Here is a 19,763-nt window from a genome sequence, read left to right on the forward strand (position 1 = left end):
TTAGAGAGAAAGACCATGAAAAAACTACTTAGCAACCTCCTGATTTCTGTCTCGTTGTTTATTGCCGTGCAAGCACAAGTCTTTGCTGGGGCTGGGGGAGATTTAATCCCTGTAAAAATGAGCAATATTCAGCTTAATCCGATTTCAATGCGTGAAGCTGAGTCATTAGTGGGCAATGAAGATGTTTATTTTTTTGATGTAAACACATTGGAATTATGGGCTGAAGGATTTATTCCAGGCGCTGTGTATTTCAATGTGAAGAACTGGAAAGAGTTACTTCCAAAAAATAAGGATGCCGTGATGGTTTTCTACTGTGCAAATACCTTATGCACTTCGAGTGCGATGGCTGCTCGCGAAACAGTAAAGCTCGGGTACACAGGAGTTAGACATATGGCCGAAGGAATTTACGGCTGGCGCTTGTCTGGCAGAGTCATAGAAAAACCATAACGATTTTATTACCGATTAACAGCCTGAGGCTTGTTGTCTGCAGGTTAACTTTTTAAAGAGAGAACATCGAATGAAGCTATTAACTAAAAGCACTTTAGCAGTTGCAACTTGTATGTCTTTGGTTTTTTCAGCAGGAAGTTTTGCTACTGAAAACGTTGAAAATGATATTGAAAAACATTCCTACAGTATGGGTGCTTCGATTGGTAATTACCTATCCAGTCAAATTTATAACCAAACAGAGTTGGGTGCTCAAGTTGATGTGCAAAAAGTCATTGATGGTGTGATTGATGCGCTAAAAAATGAGCAAAAAATGTCGGATGAAGAAGTACTCACTTACTTAAATGAGCGCAGTGAATTACTGAACTTATTAAGCTCGCAAAAAATGAAACAAATTGCCCTTGAAAGCAAGCAAGCCAGTGAAGCTTACTTAGCTGAAAACAAAAACAAAGATGGCGTCACCATTACAGAATCTGGTCTGCAATACGAAGTGATCAAAATGGGTGAAGGCGTAAAACCTAAAGCGGAAGATGTTGTCACCGTGAAGTACAAAGGCACGATGGTTGACGGCACAGTATTTGATGAAACCACAGACCCTGTTCGTTTTGCATTATTAACCGCTATTCCAGGCTGGGAAGAAGGCTTACGTCTTATGCCAGAAGGGTCAACATTCCGCTTTGTTATTCCATCAGAGTTGGCTTATGGCAAGGATGGCGCTGGCGATATTCCAGGTGATACCGCATTAATTTTTGAAGTCGAGTTAGTGAAGTCTGAAAAGCCAAGTGAAAACGCTAAAGGCATGGGCCTAAGTGGTATGGGTATGAACGGCGCAATGGGCTCACACGGCTCTCACTAAGCGACAACACTTAATCGTTTTTTAAAGAAAGAAGAGACACTTATGAATATTCTGGCCTTAGGTATCGCAGTATGTCTGAGTATATTTATCGGACTCTTCTGGATTCATCACTGTGCATATAACCGTAATTTGAGCAGCACTGTGGTGAAAGCAACCAATACAAATGCCGAAATGGGTAGCACCATATCTGTTGAACCTGATGACTTCGCAGATGTTGGTGCTTACCAATACCCTTTGTGGATGTCGGCAATTGTATTGATCTTTTCGTTATCTATATATGCCAGTGGAGGACATTTCCAAGGTTGGGATAAAGGGCGAGTGGATGACTCGGTAGATTATTTGATCGCAGCCAAAATCACAAAAGGGCGAGAACAAGTACAGCAGCAACCGACTAATGAAATGGCATTAATGGCGTTAGCGCAATCTTATGCAGAAGGTGGCATGTATGCCGATTCTGTCGATACGTTAAGTCAGCTTATTGAGCTAGTCGGCGAAGATGCCGGGTTATTAGGCATGCAAGCCACATCAATGTATTACCGCGATGGTCGTCAGTTTTTACCTGATGCACGCAAGGTTATTGATACTGCGTTGAATTTACAACGTGACGAGCTTAATACCCGAATGATATTGGCAACTGATGCTTACCTTAATGGTCAGTATGCAGTCGCCATTGAACATTGGCGCATCCTACAAACCAACCAAACCCAATCTTTTAATAGACAGTCTATTAATAACGCAATAATGAAAGCCGAATTTAAATTGGATGAAGTGAGTCGCTAATTTCGTCATTTGAATTTGCAGCGAACCAATAAAAACCAGTCAGCTAAGGCTGAACTAGGGAGGATGTTGTGAGTGAAAATATAGAAAGACGGAGGTTTCTAAAAGGCATGGGAGCTGCCTCTTTAATTCTAGGCCCTATGGGGTGTAGTTCTGTTAAAGATGACAACGAAGATGCCAATAAACCTCATTACGTCATGGTGTTTGATCAAAATAAATGTGTCGGTTGTGGCGAGTGTAAAGAGGCATGTAATGTCGCTAATAACTTACCTGATGGCAAATCAAAATTGTTGATGGAACATCAATCGGGTGGTGTGGAAGGGCAAGCCTGTCCACATTGTGGCAAAGAAGCATGTAACTGTGAGCGTAAATTTGTTCGTGTGTCTTGCCAACAATGTAAGAACGCGCCTTGTGTTGCCGTTTGTCCTACTGGTGCAGCACATAAAGATCCTAAAACTGGGATCGTCACCATGGACGCCAGTAAATGTGCTGGTTGTAAATATTGTATTGGCGCTTGTCCTTACAATGCACGTTTTATCAATGAAGAAACTGATGTCGCCGATAACTGTGATTTTTGTTTAAACAGTAAGCTGGCAAAAGGTGAGTTACCTGCATGTGTGCAACAGTGTAAATATGATGCGTTGATCTTTGGCGATGCTAACGATCCAACCTCATACGTTAATAAGTTATTAGCGGTAAAAGACTCTGTACGTATGAAACCGCAGTTTGGTACCGAACCAAGCCTTCGTTACATTCCAGTCGTAAAATTGGGGGTATAAGATGGACGGTTCAATGGAATTTACCATGGGCTTATCTGAAGGGGTGGCATGGCCTTGGCCAATTGCGGTTTACCTTTTCTTAGCCGGTATTTCGGGTGGTTCGTTAGTAGTGGCATTGGCTATTCGCTTCTTTAAGGGGCAAACAGTTACGACACCATTATACAAAGCTGCCAGTTTAATCTCATTCGTGACGATTGCACTTGGGATGTTATGTCTGGTTTTAGACTTAACTAACCCATTATTCTTCTGGCGTATTTTGGTGTTCTATAACTTCACTTCAGTGATGTCTATCGGGGTAATTGCACTGTGTGTATACATCCCGCTAACTGCAGTGTTGTGTTTATATGCCTTTGAAGATGAAATCAAAACCATACCAGCGCTCAACTTCTTGTTGCCTATTATTACTATGCTTAAACCCGTTCGTAAGCCTTGCGAAGTGACGGCGTTAATTTTAGCAGCAGCAGTGTGTGCTTATACCGGTTTCTTGATTTCAGCGTTAATCCGTTTCCCGCTCATTAATACTGCAGTATTACCTGCGTTATTCATTGCGTCGGGTGTTTCAGCGGGTGCTGCAGCGTCAAAAATGTTGTCTGTATTCTTGTTTAAAGAAGACATGCATAGCAGTGAACTTAAAATTCTTCATGGAGCTGAATGGCCAATCATGATTGCGGAAATTTTGTTTATTTGCATGATTGCGATGTCACTTGCTACAGGAAATGCAGGGGCGCAGTCAGCTTTTGCTGCATTTACCTCTGGTGTGTGGGCAAACTTGTTCTGGATTGGTGTCGTAGGTGTTGGGTTCTTAGGCCCTATTCTACTTAACTTTGCCACCGGTAAAACCTTTAGTCATTCTGCTAAAGCGTTCTATCTATCAGGCGTATGTGCCATTAGCGGCATGATGTGTTTACGTCTGTTTATCCTATATGCAGGTCAAACATACGCAATTTAGTGTTGCCAGAGTCACCCTTAAGTCTTATGTCTTCCCTTAGTCATTTTTAAGGGTGATTCTTTTTACCAGGTAATAGCCTGTATTGAATTGGAAAACTGAAATGAAAAAAATACTATCGCTACTGTTACTCGTTCCTTTCTTATTTGCCTGCCAACCTGACAATGTTACAACAGAGGCTGATAGTCATGCACATGCAATACATGAACACGATCGTTGCCATATGTGCGGCATGATGATCACCAAATATCCAGGCCCCAAAGGCCAGCTAAAACTGAAAAATGTGGAAAAAAATCCTTCTTTTTGCTCAACCCGTGACATGTTTAGTTTCTTACTTCAGCCAGAAAATGCCCGTCAGGTGACACAAATTTGGGTACACGATATGGCGGCAACATCTTGGGATGATCCTAAAGATGAACATTTCATTGACGGTAAAACTGCCACCTATGTTTACGGTACAAGTCGTCAAGCTGTGATGGGTTCTGCTGTTGCCTCATTCAGCACAGTTAACGCCGCAGAGCAGTTTGCCAATGAATATGGCGGCGCGGTATTAGGCTTTGATGATATTACTATCGAATTACTCGGCGAAGGCATGAGCCATCATTAATTGACTTAGGATATTAGCCGATATTATTGCGCTGTTATAGCGTCTATTCACAGTATGGTGAGTGATGATTCATTGCCAAGGTAAATCGAGGCGAAAGTGAGGAAAACCATGGTTAAATTTTTGCTTAATGGGTTGTGGTTAATCGGTGTCATTAGCGCCCCTTGTGCTTTCGCAAACTCGACAGGCACCGACGTGCAAAATTCGCTTAATGTCATTTTGCTGCAGCAGGTCATAGATGAAGCCAACGCCCATGACACTGTGTTGCTGCAGGACCAACCTTACATTGGCAATGCCGTTATTAACAAACCTCTGACACTCATAGGACACCCTTGTTCAATTATTGATGCCCAGGGCAAGGGCAGCGCCATTACGATTGCAAGCAGTGATGTTCGTGTTGAGCAGTTAACAATACTAAATTGGGGATCAGATCAGTACGAGCTTAATGCTGGCATCTTAGTGAATGATGGTATGAGTAATATTGTGATTTCTGGAAATAATTTAACCGGTGATGGCTTTGGTATTCGGGCTGATAATAGCTCGGATATTGAGATTTATAACAATTACATCATAGGGAATAAGCAATTTTTTGTACTCGACAGAGGCGATGGCATTTATCTAAAAAGGGTTGATGACGCGGTGATTGAGGGGAATACCATCAAAGATGTGAGGGATGGGATATACCTTGAGTCAGGTAAGAATAGCCTCATCGATGACAATCATTTCTCATCTCAGCAATACGGTATTCACTACATGTATACCGAAGGTGATGAAGCTAAAAATAATGTCGCTGTGGATGTTGATGGCGGTTATGCATTAATGAACTCAAAGCGGATTAATCTCCATCATAATCGCGTAGACAATGCGGCGACTTTTGGGGTGTTGCTAAACATGACCAATGACTCAGACATCCATGCAAATCAGGTAGATAATATCGTTAATCCTCAGCCCAAAATGCCGACGGGTGATGAGGGTAAAAGTATGTTCATCTATGGTGCCCGCGATAATCGTATTTATGAAAACCACTTTGGCCACAGTGAAATTGGTATTTATATGGCCATGGGAGGCGAGGGGAACAAAATTTATCGTAATCAATTTATCAACAACCAAGCACAGGTAAAGTACGTAGGCGACACCTTAGTAGAGTGGAGTCACCAGCAGCAGGGAAACTACTGGAGTGGATTTATCGGTTGGGATAACTCGGGTGATGGGGTGAGTGAACAAGCGTATCAGCCTAGTGATCATTTAGATCGCTTGTATTGGCTTTATCCAGAAGCGCACTTTCTATTAAAAAGCCCTGTTGCATCTTTATTACGTTGGACTCAACAGCAGTTTAGTCTTTTACCTGAGGCTGGAGTGATCGATAGCTTTCCAATGACAAGCGCATCACGGCCTTCCTTAATTGAAAATAATCGCCCACAGTCTGCGCAGCAGTTGTTAAGTAAATAGGGTTATCATGGAAAATACAGCCAGTATTCATGTTCAGAATCTCGTTAAAAAATACGATGATTTTACCGCTGTTAACGATATCAGCTTAACCGTTTCAGCAGGCGAAACCTTAGCGCTGCTTGGCCATAATGGCGCTGGTAAATCGAGTTTGATAAAAATGCTGTTAGGCATTGTAAAGCCGACTTCAGGTCAAATCTCCATGATGGGGAATATGGTGACCCATGAAAAAGATCGTCGCCAGGTTAATTTAGGCTACTTGCCTGAAAATATCAGTTTGTATGAAAAGCTGACGGGTAAAGAAGTGCTTAACTATTTTGCCGCACTAAAACGGATTGATAAAGCCAAGGTATCGACAGTACTGACGGAGTTTGGGCTTGAGTATGCGCAAGATAATCCGGTTAAGAGTTATTCAAAAGGCATGAAGCAACGACTTGGTTTTGCACAAGCCATTTTGTCATCGCCTGACATTTTACTGCTTGATGAACCGACCGTTGGACTTGATCCTCAAGCTTCATTATTTATGTATCAAAAAATCGCAGAGCTGAAACAGCAAGGCTGCGCAATTATCGTATGCACTCATGAATTGGCTGTGGTTGAGGACAATATTGATCGTGCATTCATTATGGCTGATGGACAACACCTCGCTAGCGGTAGTTTGAGCCAATTAAGGCAGTCGACTGATTTGAAAGTGAATATAAGCGGAACTGAAGTGAGCCGTATTATCGCAGAAGATCCCTTTTTAAATGCCTTATCCATTCAAGATAAGCTAATTATCTCACAGCAAGATAAGCCCAAGATTATGAAGTATCTGACTACGCATTGCGGGGTGTATAACTTTTTAATTGAAGAACCTGATTTAAGTGATATTTATCATCACTGCATGAATAACCGTCAGCAGTACGCTGCTTGAGGACAATAAATGTTGACGCCAATTTTAACTATCGCCACAAAAGAAATTAAAGATAACTGCCGCAACCGTTGGGTGGCTTTTATTGGCATTATTTTAACCAGTTTGGCCTTACTGATAACTTTTTCAGGCTCAGTGGTGACAGGTGAGCTTGTTATCCCAGAACTGCCGCTTTTGATGGCTAGTTTAAGCTCAGTTGCAGTATTTATCTTGCCACTTACAGCGATCTTGCTTAGCTACGACAGCTTTATTGGTGAAGAAGAGTCGGGCACCTTATTACTGCTTTTATCTTATCCGTTAAGCCGTAGCCAAATATTGGTGGGGAAGTTTATTGGACACTTAGCGGTAATTTCTTTCACTATTTTTATTGGTTTTGGTGCAACAGCATTGCTGGTCGGAATATTAACTGATGTGGCGTTATTCTCGCTAATATCGACTTTTTTACACTTAATGGTCAGCAGTATTTTATTAAGTATGTGCTTTATTTTAGTCGGTTACGCAGTGAGTTTGCAGGTAATTGAAAAGGCTAAGGCAATTGCGATTTTATTGTTTATTTGGGTTGCTGTTGTATTAGTTTATGACCTCATTTTACTGACCATGATGGTGGCTGAATCAACGAGTATTTCTAATGGTGTATTACAGCTACTTATTCTATTAAACCCCAGCGATGTGTTCCGAGCATTGATGTTGGTGGTTGCCCCTCACTCAAGCCACGTAGAGGGTCTATCTTCATTAGTTCAATGGCCAGTATTAAGCTTGTACCTTACCTTAGTGGGTTGGAATGCAATGATGATGATGCTGTCATTAGGCTTGTTTTATCGTAAACGTTTTTAGGGCTAATTATTGCTAAAGAGGTTTATCAGTCAGACTGATTACAAACTATTTCATATTTTGCGTCTTTAGATGTATTAGGTTTAAGTTGCTGTATTGTTTAGTTAAATATTTTACTGGATTGAGTATGTGGTCACATAAAATTTACAGTGTCTAGGATATTATATCATTGGAATAAATTAGATAATTAGCTCAAGTACAGGTGCTTCCAGTGCTAAAAATTACATCATATTTAACACTTGATACTTCAGCAAAGCAGCTGGTTAATCATCTTAATGATGAAAAAACCAGTCTTACGTTTTCTGAAAATGCTGTGCTGATAAAATTACTCGATCATAGTGAAGAGATCTGGACTAAAGAGCAGCTATTAGCTGAAGGCTGGCCCGATCGTGTGGTTGCGCCTACTTCATTAACCCAATGCATTAGTACCCTGCGTCGTAAGTTAGAGCCTTACTCAGAAATTCATTTAAAAGCAGTCGCTCGCCGTGGCTATCAACTTCATATTAATGAACGTAGCCATGTCAAAATGGTGTCGTTAACGGATCGCGATACCCTGCGTGCAGCGTTTTTAGATGTTGGTGTTATGGTAAAAATAGCCGGCGCTATGGTTGTGATTGGGCTAATTACATTAGCTTGGTATCAATGTGAATATCATAAAGTTTTGAAAAAAACCTCTGAGTGGAGCAGTGACAAACAAGTTGAACTGAATATCGGTGGTGTGATGGAAAGTGCAACTTTGCTTTATAAAGATAATACCGACCAAGTGCATAAGTCCAAATGGCAAAAACATCTCGCGCCAGAAAGTAATATTGTTGAAGGCTTAAAAGGCTTTAGTGCTTTTGCGTTAACAAATGGAGCTCATTACTCTTTTGCATCGTGTCCTGGTTATACACTTGATGATTGTAATGGTGAAGGCATCATTAATATCAATACGTTAACTCCAGAGCCTGCTGGTTTGAATATGAGTGAATTTGTGCCACTCAGTCAGAAAATGGAAGATAGAATTCGATACAACCGTGTACTTATTCCACAAGACAGTGTCGGTAACATTGTTGAGCATCATTATCATGCTGATGTGTACTTTCCTGTGGCTGGTGAAAAGTTAATTCGGGGTGATTTTAGTCTGTCTTTGGTTTATGAAGATGACACCAGTGGCCAAATTTATACCACGACCTGTATTACTGATGAAGACTGTGTAACTACGCCAATTAAGTGGAAAACACGAGGGACGTTTAATCAATATCAGCAAAAGATTGGCGACTATGATGTTGATGTTTTTTATACCAATATCGAACATAAAGAGTTTATCAAACCTGATTTCGTTACCCCATCTGCAATGCGTTTTTATCGAGAAATTAGACGTGATGATATCCAAGTCACGAATATGACGCTTTTCAGGGTACACAAGACCAAAGATACTGCGGTGTGGATTTTACCGTTTATGGATGGTTTAGTCGCTTGGTCTAAGTACGAGAAGGTGCAATTCTAGCCCTTAAGTTGATGCTGTAAACGAGCGCAAATAACAAAAAAGCCGACTGAGATAGTCGGCTTTTTGTTGGGCAGCAAGGATTCAATTTTGAGAAGGTTGAATAGCTTGCTATGAATTCGCCTTTAATTACTTAATAAAGGCGAATGCATCTCCGTAGAGATGAGCTTCATCGACACCCATTTCACGAAATACTTCACGGGCTGCACCGACCATATCAAAGCGGCCAGCAATGTAGATGTCATAGCCAACTAAGCTGACATAGTCTTGCTTAATTTGTGCTAATAAATTGGCTTGCTTACCATTCCAATTAGCAGGGGCTTCTTCAACCACAGGGATAAACTCTAACCAGTTATGCTCTTCATGCCATTGACGTGCGATAGCTTGGTAGTACATGGCTTCTTCTGTGCGGCAACCCCAATAAAACTGAGTCGCGACGGTTTGGCCTGTCGCAATTTGTTGCTCGATGATGCTTTTGATGTACGAAAACCCTGTACCGCCAGCAACCATAATACGTGGACGGTTACTTTCTTGACGTAAAAATGCATTTCCTGCTGGAGCTTCAATATCTATGTAGTCATTGGTTTTAAGGCGCTCAACGACTTGCATTGGGTAGCTTTCTGAGACAGCAGCACCAATATGTAGCTCAATTAGTTCAGCACCTGGCGCTGAAGCAATGGAGAATGGACGTTTGTCTTTTTCGCCCATGACAATAGATAAGTATTGACCTGCTTTAAAATCAAACGCCGCTTCAGGTTGTAAGGTGACCTGAAACACGGCGTCGTTAAATGGGGTGACGCTAACAACTTTACAGCGAATGGTGTTCATCTAACATCCTTTTAGCCCTTTCTATGAAGGGTTATTTTCTTTTATATATGTAGGGTCTAGGTTGCGCTAGTGTGATATAGATCACCATTATAGCGTTGGTGCATCATCAATACCTAATTCTTCCCAAATATCATCAATCTTTTCTTTCACTTTGGGATCCATCACTATCGGAGTGCCCCATTCTCTGTCGGTTTCGCCTGGCCATTTATTGGTGGCATCCAGTCCCATTTTTGAGCCTAAACCCGCTACAGGAGAAGCGAAATCTAAATAATCAATCGGCGTATTATCGACCATGACGGTATCGCGAGTTGGATCCATGCGGGTGGTAATAGCCCAGATGACATCCTGCCAATCACGACAATTCACGTCTTCATCAACAATAATAATGAACTTGGTATACATGAACTGACGTAAGAAAGACCAAGCTCCCATCATGACGCGTTTGGCATGACCTGCATATTGCTTACGAATTGAAATGACTGCCATACGGTACGAGCAGCCTTCTGGCGGCAGGTAGAAGTCAATAATTTCAGGATATTGCTTGCGTAAAATAGGCACAAAGACTTCGTTTAATGCCACGCCTAACATTGCCGGCTCATCAGGTGGACGGCCAGTGTATGTGCTGTGATATATGGCGTCTTTACGCTGTGTCATGTGAGTAACGGTGAAAACTGGGAACTTGTCTGTCTCGTTATAGTAACCAGTATGGTCGCCATAGGGTCCTTCTTCTGCCATTTCTTCAGGGTCGATATAACCTTCTAAAATGATCTCGCTGGTAGCTGGAACTTCTAAGTCACAGCTAATCGCTTTACAGACCTCAGTGCGTTCACCACGCAGTAAGCCTGCAAAGGCATATTCACTCATTGAGTCAGGTACAGGCGTCACCGCTCCTAAGATGGTGACAGGGTCTGAGCCTAAAGCAACGACCACAGGGTAGCGTTCACCTGGGTGCTTTTCTTTGAAATCTTTAAAGTCTAATGCGCCGCCACGATGATCGAGCCAGCGCATAATTAATTTGTTTTTACCCAGTAACTGCTGACGGTAAATACCTAAGTTTTGGCGTTTTTGGCGCGGGCCTTTAGTGATGGTTAAACCCCAAGTCACCAAAGGTGCAACATCACCAGGCCAACAATGTTGAACAGGTAAGTTTGTTAGATCCACATCCTCGCCAGTGATGACGATTTCTTGGCATGGTGGATTACGGACCGTTTTAGGCGGCATATTGAGTGCTTGCTTGAATTGTGGGATTTTCGCGATCGCATCTTTAAAGCCACTAGGCGGCTCTGGCTCTTTTAAGAATGCTAATAACTCACCGACTTCACGTAGGGCGAGAGGATCCTCTTTACCGAGTGCCATGGCAACCCGTTTTGGAGTGCCAAATAAGTTCACTAAAACAGGCATAGATTTGTCTGTTGGATTTTCAAAAAGCAATGCAGGACCGCCAGATCGAAGCACACGATCGGCAATTTCCGTCATTTCTAGATTAGGATCAACAGGATAACTAATACGCTTTAATTCACCATTGGCTTCGAGGTGATCGATGAAGCTACGTAAATCCTTAAAACTCATGGCTAATTCACTCTTTTTATAATCGCTCTTTGGGGCGCACTATAGCATTTATATAATATTGGGTTAAGCCAAGATTATTGGTTCAGTGGCTTTTTAGGGTAAACTGATATTAATTGGCTTTGTGATCTTTCAGCCTAGGAGCGATCAAATGGCAATATTCAGTCAACCTCACCGATTGTCGATGTTATTCGTATCAATAAGCCTGACTCTGGCTATTCTGCCTTCACATGTTATGGCTGAATCTTTTCGTACTTCTTCAATGAGCGCTGTTGCTACAGAAAATGGTGCTAAACATCGCCATTCGGCTGGCAGTCATCGTTATGATCGTTATTCAGGTTCGTCAGTACGCTGGGGAGTCGGTTACAACAATTATTGGGGACCCAGTATTGGCGTAGGATGGAGCAGTGGTTGGAATAACCGCTGGTATAACCGTTGGGGCTATAATGGTTGGGGAGGAAGATGGGGCAATGGTTGGCGTTATCCTTATCGATACGATTATTACGACCGCTATTACCGTGATCGTTATATGAACAACCAATCCCGTAATAACTATGTTGAACCAGTCACAGCAGTTGAAGCGCCAAAACGAACAACCACTAGCATTGAGTATGCAAAGGGGATTAGCAAGTTGCCAGACAATGCACGAGTGATACAACGTGATGGTCATACCTACTATGAATGGGATGGTCATGAGTATTATTTTGACTGGTCGACTGAACGTTATTTTGAACTTGAAAAAGGTAAGCAATAATTAATCATTGTTTTAAAGCCCGTCGCTCATTCGTTGGCTGTAGCGCTGTATACTGCGCCTAGAAAGGTAAAAGCCCTAATGAATCCATTTCATTAGGGCTTTTGTTTGCATTGTCTTTCGACATTTTATCGTTACATATTATTGTTATTAGACCCTGTAACGTACTTCAAAATAGCCATTGCTGTCTACGGGGAGTTAAACAGCAATCATTATCTTGAAACTTTTACCTGACTTGCAGGCTGTGGCTGCCTATTCTTAACCTTACTCTTGTAACGATAAGCGTTAGGCTAAGCCACGGTATAAAATTGACAAGAGAGGTGGGGGAGAGAGATTTTCGCTGGGGGACGAAAATAACGCATCCTTTCTTGTCGGAACTGCCTTCAAACGATGAGTTGTTAGCGCTCAATGTTTGAAAATAAAATTGGAAAGAAAAATCACTGCGATTGTTTAGCTTCCGATGGGGACGAATGCTAAAGTCATTTTTCTTTCCGAAACGTTGAATTTAATGTCCTTTTACTGACACTAATTCTTGATTCAGTTGAAATAGCCTTTTCTGCAAATTTGCTATTTCAGTTGCAATTTCAGTGGCTAAATCTTGTTGTTTGCTCACTGATTTTAGAGGTTGTTTTCTTTTCTTCACCCATTGGTAAATGGTTTTTGCTGACACATTATATTGCTTGGCAACATCTGAAATTAATCGATTATTGTCTTTTACTTCCTTGATTACTTGTTGCTGTAATTCATCTGGATATATTCGATTTAGTGTCGTCATCATTGTTCCTACTACTCAATTTTGTTAACCACGAACCTTCATAAAATTAAGAGGTTTTTTTAGATTAATGATTGTTATCAATATCCCAGCTGCTCAATCCAAGGTGATGGAAGAAGTGCCACTGATATTGACAGTTTTCAATGAACATTCTTAGATAATTCATACTTAACTCCCTGTATTACATCTCTAATTGAGTCATAAATTGGTCAAAAATGCATCTACCCCTAAGGTGGTATATATCTATATGGAATAGTCGTGCCAATTTTGAAATAAATATTTTATCGTTAATTAACAGTTGGTTAGTTTTTTAGTGTGTTAACTCTAAAAAAATGCGTTGTGTTACATTGGTGCAAATTATCCATTTTGGTGCAAAGTGGTGATTTATTGGTAAATTTAATTTACCAGACTTTTTGGGCGTCATTTCTAGTGACATTAACGGTAAAGCATGATCACTTAATCAGTATGAATGAGGAGTGTTACAGTGAGTCGTTTATGATTTAGAAGGATTAAAAAATCCATGCCGTTTGGCATGGATTTAGTGAGATGCGAAGGTCGGGTATCGACTACATTAAGAAGATCGTCGCTAAACCTAAAAAGGCAAATAGGCCGATGACGTCGGTTACTGTGGTAAGCACCATACCACCTGCTAATGCAGGATCGATGTTCAACTTTTTCAGTAAGAGTGGGATACTGGCGCCTGCAAGACCTGCAACAGTCATATTGATTAGCATGGCGCCACCAATCAAACCACCTAAGGCCATATCGTCTTTCCACAGCCAAACGGCAAAAAATACCAACACTGACCACATGATGCCGTTAAGGAAACCAATGGCTAACTCTTTGCCTATTAACCAGCGAGAGTTACTTTGACCAATATGGCCAAGAGCAATACCACGAATGACCAAAGCCAATGTCTGGTTACCTGCAACGCCGCCCATGCTCGGAACAATGGTCATTAAAATGGCAATAGTGGCAAACTGCTCAAGGGTGCCTTCAAACATGTTACTGACAGAGGCAGCAAGTAAAGCAGCAAATAAATTGATTGTTAACCATAAAGAACGTCGGAAGGTACTTTTCATGACGGGACCGAATGTGTCCTCGTCATCATCCATCCCCGCCATCCCCATCATGGAGTGTTCGGCATCTTCACGGATAACATCAACGACGTCATCAATGGTAATACGGCCTAATAACTTCTGCTGTTCATCAACGACAGGGGCTGAAATCCAGTCATGACGTTCGAATAACTGTGCCACTTCATTATCTGGCATATCAACAGGGATACTTTCAAGCTCCGGATCCATGATGCTGCGGATCGTTTCGCTAGGGTTACAAGTTAATAGATCGGCTAAACGGACCCCGCCAAGTACATGGTCGTTTTTGTCGACCACATAGAGTGTATCTGTCGTATCGGGTAAATTGCCTCGTTGGCGTAAGTAACGCAGTACCACATCAATATTCACGTCAGGACGTAAAGTCACGGTATCGGTATTCATGATACTGCCGGCAGTATCTTCAGGGTAGGATAACGCTTGTTCAACTCGGTGACGGTCTTGGCTACTCATCGATTGCAGTACTTTCTTATACACTGCATCTGGCAAGCTACGTAAAATATAAGCCAGGTCATCAGTGTCCATTCCTGAAGTGGCTTGCGCAACTTTTTCAGGTGTCATGCCACTGATAAGCGAATCTTTTAACTCTTCACCGAGTTCTTCAAGAATTTCACCGGCTTGTTCTTGGTCGATAAGTTGCCACAACACTTGGCGTGTTTTAGGGGGAGATGACTCAAGAATGAGGGCGACATCAGAAGCGGCCATATCATGCAGCATATTGCGCACATGCACAAACATACCACTACCAAGTGCTTGGGTGAGCTGATTTAGGCGCTGTTCTGTAAGTTCGCTATCTATCACTTCGATACTCATTCGCCACTCCTCAAAAATTCGATTGCTAATATTAACTTAACAGTGTGTAAAGGGAGAAGCAGTTTCTAATATGGCGTTGATTGCTGTATAAAAAGTAAGCAGGTTATGGTGTGGGTCATGAGATTATTATAGTTAACTATCACTGTTTGTTGTTGATAATTTGCTGTTGATTGGTTTAATGCGCTTTGAGCAGCGCAAAAGCTTAGTTTAAGCGTATTCCCGAGTAGGATATGAGGTTAATAAAGCATGGCTGTTAGCGGTTTAAAGTCGTAAGTTTCAATGTTTTGCTAGTAAGTGATAACTAGCAACGAGTTGGCCTGAAAGCGTTAAATCATATAAAAGGATTAGCTTTCTTCGTCAAATTTGTCGTTAATCAGTTGGCAAACCGCATCTAGTGCTTGCTGCGCATCAGGGCCTTCAGCCTCAACAGTAATCACTTTCCCTATACCACTTTCTAGCATTAACAACCCTAACACACTCGCAGCGCTGGCTTGTTTGTCACCTTGAATCAAGGTAATGCAGGCTTTAAATTCTGTAGCCAATATAGCTAATTTTGTTGCCGCTCGAGCATGAAGCCCAAGTTTATTACTGATGGTGATTTCTCTGGAGATATTCATCGTCACAGGTTGAGCTCTCGGTGGCGAGCGCTAACTTGGTGTTTACTGTTACTGAAGCGCTGTGTGAGTTGATCTGCAATATAAACCGAGCGATGCTGTCCACCTGTGCAGCCAATCGCGATGGTAAGGTAACTGCGATTATTGCGCTCAAGATGCGGCATCCAAGTATCAAATAAATTCTCAATCTGCCAGATGAACTTATTGACTAGGGGTTGTCTGCCTAAGAATTCTTGTACTGGTTGATCAAGACCCGTTAATGGTCTTAACTCAGGCTCCCAATGTGGGTTTGGCAAAAAGCGGACATCAAACATAAAGTCGGCTTCAGTAGGCATACCGTGCTTGAATCCAAATGATTCAAAGTGAATGACTAATTCTTTATCAACACTGCCCATAAGAATTTGTCGGACTTGATCGCTCAAATCGTAAATATTCAGCTGAGATGTGTCGATGTAGTGATCAACCATTTTGGCGATTGGCTCGAGCAATCGACCTTCAAGTTGAATCGCTTCTTGTAATGAGATTTGATTTTTTGACAGCGGGTGTAATCGACGTGTTTCACTGTATCGTTTAAGCAGTACTTGATCATTGGCATTTAAAAATAAACTAATGATCGTGGTATCGTCGGACAACAAAGCGATTTGCTGCTCTAATACTTTGCCTTGCTCTTCGATATTACGCACATCAACACTGATGGCGACAAGTTCGTTATTTCCTTTTAGCTGCTCTAGTAGGCTGCCAATCAGTGGGAGAGGTAGGTTATCAACACAGTAATAACCTAAATCCTCTAACACTCTTAAAGCAACTGACTTACCTGAGCCCGATCGTCCTGATACGATGACAAGTTTCATGCAGTAATAACCTGATACAGTTCTGTAGCGTCATGACTCTTTCGAAGTCTTTTAAGGATGAGTTTATCGCTTAATTTCTCAGCCATACTTGATAACGTGCTTAAGTGTTGCTGACATTGCTCAGAAGGAACCAATAAGGCAAATAAAATGTCTACTGGCTTCTTATCAATAGCATCAAAGTCGATAGCTTCTTCACATTTGATCAAAATAGCGATCGGCGATTCAATGTCGTCTAAACGCCCATGTGGAATCGCAATGCCATTGCCGATACCTGTGCTACCCATTTTTTCACGTGCTATTAAACTTTCGAAAATAGCTTGTGAAGATAGAGTAGGGTACTGGTCAGCCATTAAATTGCTGATAAGTTCCAGTACCTTTTTCTTACTGCCCGGAGTGGCACAGGTAGTGCACGCCGGCTGCAGGATGGTGCGAAGTTCCATCGTTAGTGTTTAATTAACTTCTCTTTGTGTTTAATTACCTGACGGTCTAATTTGTCTATCAGGGCGTCAATTGCGACATACATATCTGCGTTTTGAGATACGGCAAAAACTTCACCTCCTTTGAGGTGCAATTTAGCTTCGGCAATCTGTTGTAACTTTTGTACATTGAGCACAACGTGAACATTATTGATCTGTTCGAAGTGACGTTCAAGCTTTGAAAACTTAGTTTGCACATACTCACGTAAAGATTGAGTAATTTCGATATGGTGTCCAGTCAGGTTAATTTGCATAGATCATCCTCCAATAACAAAGGCTTATAAGCTTTTGCGTTGGTTTGAGGGAGGGATGAGCATTGCTTCACGATATTTGGCGATCGTACGCCGAGCAACATTGATCCCTTGTTCTGCCAGTAGCGTCGCCATTTTACTATCGCTAAGTGGCTTTTTCTGGTTTTCTGCGGCGACCAGCTTTTTGATAAAGGCTCTGATTGCTGTAGAAGAACACTCTCCGCCATCATCGGTACTTACGTGGCTAGAGAAGAAGTATTTTAGTTCAAAAAGGCCGCGAGGGGTGTGCATATATTTTTGAGTTGTAACCCGTGAGATGGTCGATTCATGCATCTCTACCGCTTCGGCAATATCATTTAATACCATAGGCTTCATGGCTTCTTCGCCGAACTCAAAGAAACCTTGCTGGAATTGAACAATACAATTTGCCACTTTTAACAGGGTTTCATTGCGGCTTTCAATACTTTTAATAAACCATTTGGCTTCTTGTAAGTGACCGCGAATGAATTGGCTGTCAGCTTGATTGGCTGAGCCTTTTGCCATGGCCGCATATTGCTGATTTACGCCTATTTTAGGCATATTATCTGGGTTTAATTCAACGACCCAACGGCCATTCTTTTTAAACACTGTGACATCTGGGATGACGTACTCATCTTTGATTGGAGTAATTTGTAACCCTGGGCGAGGGTTCAGTGTTTGGATAAATTGAATCGCTTCGCGTAAATCATCTTCTTTAAGCTTGGTTTTACGCATTAGTAATCTGAAATCACGGCCTGCTATTAAATCTAGGTGTTCAGATATCAGTAATTTTACATTTTCTATGCAAGGGATTTCGCTTGGGTATTGTCCCAATTGAATCATCAAACATTCGCTTAAATTTCTTGCAGCGACACCCACTGGATCAAAATGTTGTACACGCTTTAATACGGCTTCAACCTCATCAAGTTCAATATCCTCAAGACCGAGTGCATCGAGAATATCTTCTGTTGATTGGGTTAAGTAACCTCTATCATCAATTGCGTCGATGATGGCTGTCGCAATGGCGAGGTCATTTTCAGAAAATGGGGTTAAGTTTTTTTGCCATTCTAAATGTTCGTACAAACCTTCAGTCGTTTCACCTTGAAATGGCATATCGTCATCACGGCTTACAGCGCCAGAACCTGAGTTAGGAGAGGCGGTGTAGACTTCATCCCAAGTGGTATCCATTGGTAAGTCTTCAGGCATGGACTCTTTCGTAAGTGACTCTGTGGTATCGACTGATGAGGTGTCTTTTTCTACGCTGACTTGGCTGTTATCGCTAAAATCGGTGTCAGTTTGCTGAGCATTGTCTTTGACTGGTTCTTTTGCTTTGGCAAACTCATCCTCAAGCTCAAGAAGAGGATTTGAGTCAAGTGCTTGCTGAATTTCTTGCTGTAGCTCCAAAGAGGAAAGTTGCAATAAGCGAATGGCTTGTTGCAACTGCGGGGTCATTGTCAGGTGTTGACCCATTTTAAGTTGGAGTGAGGCTTTCATTTACCGCTTATCCCTAATTGAATTTCATCATCGCGACTACAATGTTATGGGTCTAGCACTTTTGTAAGTGTTAGCTAGACTTTAACCGAACTTGGGTTCTACTTTGCCAAAAATTAGCGTTACGTTTTGAGTCTAGTGTATAACGCTAAAAAGTGGGACTGGTTGGCCGCGAAAATGCCATGCTTGTACACTAAAGAATGCTAACTATAGCTTGAATTGCTCACCTAAGTATACTGACCTGACTTGCTGATTGTCTAAGATCTCAGCAGGCGTACCTTCAGCAATTAAATCTCCGTGGCTGACAATATACGCACGCTCACATACATCAAGTGTTTCACGGACATTATGGTCGGTAATCAATACGCCAAGACCACGATTTTTTAGTTGTTGAATAATTTTCTTAATATCTATCACAGAGATAGGATCAACACCCGCAAATGGTTCATCTAATAAAATAAACTTAGGATTGGCGGCTAAAGCGCGTGCTATTTCTACACGTCGACGTTCACCACCTGATAGAGCCATACCTTGGCTGTCACGAATATGGGTAATATTGAACTCTTCTAATAAGTGCTCTAACTCTTCGATTCGTTGCTCACTCGATAAGGTTTTACGGGTTTGCAGCACTGCCATGATGTTATCGTGCACAGTGAGTTTTCTAAAAATACTGGCTTCTTGAGGTAAGTAACCAATACCTTTACGAGCACGTAAATGCATTGGGTCTGCAGTCAAGTCGTCAGAATCAATCAAAATACGACCTTTATCGCTTTTGACTAAGCCAACAACCATATAAAAGGTTGTGGTTTTACCTGCACCATTTGGCCCTAAAAGACCAACAATCTGACCCGTTTTAACGGTTAGGCTAACGTTTTTGACAACTTGGCGGCTTTTATAGCTTTTTGCTAAGTTCTCAGCTGTTAAGGTAATTTGTGTCATTATTGCTTTTGCTCTGCCGCAGGGGTCGTTATGTCTGCATTGGTTGAGTTTTGAATATCAGATTCTTGAGGGGTGACTGATTCAAGGAGGGCATCAGTGTTAGTTTCAACAGCATTTGCCTCAGGAGTCACTGTTTGATTCTCAGTTACATTGTTAGATGCATTGTCAGTCGTATCAGCATCTGGGTTATCAAGCGAAT

General features: G+C 41.7%; 21 protein-coding genes. 11 read left to right on the forward strand and 10 right to left on the reverse strand.

From position 1 onward, the window contains the following. The first annotated feature begins 15 nt into the window (after nucleotides 1-15). The 10 genes from J8L86_RS06040 (at nucleotide 16) to J8L86_RS06085 (ending at nucleotide 9,082) form a co-directional block, all read left to right on the forward strand. Nucleotides 16-447, forward strand: a complete 432-nt coding sequence (locus J8L86_RS06040; RefSeq protein ID WP_065109373.1) for a rhodanese-like domain-containing protein — start codon at nucleotides 16-18, stop codon at nucleotides 445-447. 70 nt (nucleotides 448-517) lie between these two features. Beyond that, a complete protein-coding gene (locus tag J8L86_RS06045; protein ID WP_055023497.1) occupies nucleotides 518-1,300 on the forward strand; it encodes an FKBP-type peptidyl-prolyl cis-trans isomerase in 783 nt (260 codons plus the stop codon). Between the two features lie 42 nt (nucleotides 1,301-1,342). After that, complete coding sequence (locus J8L86_RS06050; protein WP_211029341.1) at nucleotides 1,343-2,080, forward strand: nitrite reductase; 738 nt, start codon at nucleotides 1,343-1,345, stop codon at nucleotides 2,078-2,080. 68 nt (nucleotides 2,081-2,148) lie between these two features. Beyond that, nucleotides 2,149-2,856 carry a 4Fe-4S dicluster domain-containing protein gene (locus tag J8L86_RS06055; RefSeq protein ID WP_055023495.1) on the forward strand — a complete coding sequence of 236 codons (708 nt, stop codon included), beginning with the start codon at nucleotides 2,149-2,151 and terminating at the stop codon, nucleotides 2,854-2,856. A gap of 1 nt (nucleotide 2,857) precedes the next feature. Then, nucleotides 2,858-3,805 (forward strand): NrfD/PsrC family molybdoenzyme membrane anchor subunit, encoded by a 948-nt coding sequence (gene nrfD / locus J8L86_RS06060; RefSeq protein WP_211029343.1) that lies wholly within the window; start codon nucleotides 2,858-2,860, stop codon nucleotides 3,803-3,805. A gap of 100 nt (nucleotides 3,806-3,905) precedes the next feature. Beyond that, a complete protein-coding gene (locus tag J8L86_RS06065; protein ID WP_065109375.1) occupies nucleotides 3,906-4,409 on the forward strand; it encodes a nitrous oxide reductase accessory protein NosL in 504 nt (167 codons plus the stop codon). Between the two features lie 108 nt (nucleotides 4,410-4,517). Continuing rightward, nucleotides 4,518-5,855 (forward strand): nitrous oxide reductase family maturation protein NosD, encoded by a 1,338-nt coding sequence (gene nosD / locus J8L86_RS06070; RefSeq protein ID WP_211029345.1) that lies wholly within the window; start codon nucleotides 4,518-4,520, stop codon nucleotides 5,853-5,855. 7 nt (nucleotides 5,856-5,862) lie between these two features. Next, nucleotides 5,863-6,765: an ABC transporter ATP-binding protein gene (locus J8L86_RS06075; protein ID WP_065109377.1), complete on the forward strand. Its 903-nt coding sequence runs from the start codon at nucleotides 5,863-5,865 to the stop codon at nucleotides 6,763-6,765. 9 nt (nucleotides 6,766-6,774) lie between these two features. Further along, nucleotides 6,775-7,596: an ABC transporter permease subunit gene (locus tag J8L86_RS06080; RefSeq protein ID WP_055023490.1), complete on the forward strand. Its 822-nt coding sequence runs from the start codon at nucleotides 6,775-6,777 to the stop codon at nucleotides 7,594-7,596. 208 nt (nucleotides 7,597-7,804) lie between these two features. Next, nucleotides 7,805-9,082, forward strand: coding sequence for a winged helix-turn-helix domain-containing protein (locus J8L86_RS06085; protein WP_211029347.1), 1,278 nt, complete (start codon nucleotides 7,805-7,807; stop codon nucleotides 9,080-9,082). 126 nt (nucleotides 9,083-9,208) lie between these two features. Here the strand turns inward: J8L86_RS06085 and fre are convergent, their stop codons facing one another. Then, the gene (fre, locus tag J8L86_RS06090) at nucleotides 9,209-9,907 is read right to left on the reverse strand and encodes an NAD(P)H-flavin reductase (protein ID WP_055023488.1); all 699 of its coding nucleotides are present in this window, start codon (nucleotides 9,905-9,907) and stop codon (nucleotides 9,209-9,211) included. 87 nt (nucleotides 9,908-9,994) lie between these two features. After that, nucleotides 9,995-11,476: a 4-hydroxy-3-polyprenylbenzoate decarboxylase gene (gene ubiD, locus J8L86_RS06095; protein ID WP_211029349.1), complete on the reverse strand. Its 1,482-nt coding sequence runs from the start codon at nucleotides 11,474-11,476 to the stop codon at nucleotides 9,995-9,997. Between the two features lie 148 nt (nucleotides 11,477-11,624). Between ubiD and J8L86_RS06100 the strand changes: the two genes are divergently transcribed. Then, nucleotides 11,625-12,227 (forward strand): hypothetical protein, encoded by a 603-nt coding sequence (locus J8L86_RS06100; protein ID WP_055023486.1) that lies wholly within the window; start codon nucleotides 11,625-11,627, stop codon nucleotides 12,225-12,227. Nucleotides 12,228-12,729: 502 nt separating this feature from the next. Here the strand turns inward: J8L86_RS06100 and J8L86_RS06105 are convergent. From J8L86_RS06105 to lptB, 8 genes are all read right to left on the reverse strand, one after another. Next, the gene (locus J8L86_RS06105) at nucleotides 12,730-12,999 is read right to left on the reverse strand and encodes a transposase (protein WP_055023485.1); all 270 of its coding nucleotides are present in this window, start codon (nucleotides 12,997-12,999) and stop codon (nucleotides 12,730-12,732) included. Between the two features lie 563 nt (nucleotides 13,000-13,562). Continuing rightward, nucleotides 13,563-14,924: a magnesium transporter gene (mgtE, locus tag J8L86_RS06110; RefSeq protein ID WP_055023484.1), complete on the reverse strand. Its 1,362-nt coding sequence runs from the start codon at nucleotides 14,922-14,924 to the stop codon at nucleotides 13,563-13,565. A gap of 344 nt (nucleotides 14,925-15,268) precedes the next feature. Continuing rightward, complete coding sequence (locus J8L86_RS06115) at nucleotides 15,269-15,541, reverse strand: HPr family phosphocarrier protein (RefSeq protein WP_211029611.1); 273 nt, start codon at nucleotides 15,539-15,541, stop codon at nucleotides 15,269-15,271. 2 nt (nucleotides 15,542-15,543) lie between these two features. Then, nucleotides 15,544-16,389 (reverse strand): RNase adapter RapZ, encoded by an 846-nt coding sequence (gene rapZ, locus J8L86_RS06120; protein ID WP_055023482.1) that lies wholly within the window; start codon nucleotides 16,387-16,389, stop codon nucleotides 15,544-15,546. Next, the gene (gene ptsN / locus J8L86_RS06125; RefSeq protein ID WP_055023481.1) at nucleotides 16,386-16,829 is read right to left on the reverse strand and encodes a PTS IIA-like nitrogen regulatory protein PtsN; all 444 of its coding nucleotides are present in this window, start codon (nucleotides 16,827-16,829) and stop codon (nucleotides 16,386-16,388) included. Before ptsN ends, rapZ begins: the two co-directional genes overlap by 4 nt. A 2-nt stretch (nucleotides 16,830-16,831) precedes the next feature. After that, nucleotides 16,832-17,119, reverse strand: a complete 288-nt coding sequence (hpf, locus tag J8L86_RS06130) for a ribosome hibernation promoting factor (protein WP_055023480.1) — start codon at nucleotides 17,117-17,119, stop codon at nucleotides 16,832-16,834. Nucleotides 17,120-17,143: 24 nt separating this feature from the next. Beyond that, the gene (locus J8L86_RS06135) at nucleotides 17,144-18,628 is read right to left on the reverse strand and encodes an RNA polymerase factor sigma-54 (protein ID WP_065109381.1); all 1,485 of its coding nucleotides are present in this window, start codon (nucleotides 18,626-18,628) and stop codon (nucleotides 17,144-17,146) included. Nucleotides 18,629-18,832: 204 nt separating this feature from the next. Continuing rightward, on the reverse strand, nucleotides 18,833-19,564 hold the full coding sequence (lptB, locus tag J8L86_RS06140; protein ID WP_055023478.1) for an LPS export ABC transporter ATP-binding protein: 732 nt from the start codon (nucleotides 19,562-19,564) through the stop codon (nucleotides 18,833-18,835). Nucleotides 19,565-19,763 lie beyond the last annotated feature (199 nt).

Source organism: Shewanella sp. MMG014, assembly GCF_018100775.1.
In the GTDB taxonomy this organism is placed as follows: Bacteria; Pseudomonadota; Gammaproteobacteria; order Enterobacterales; family Shewanellaceae; genus Shewanella; species Shewanella japonica.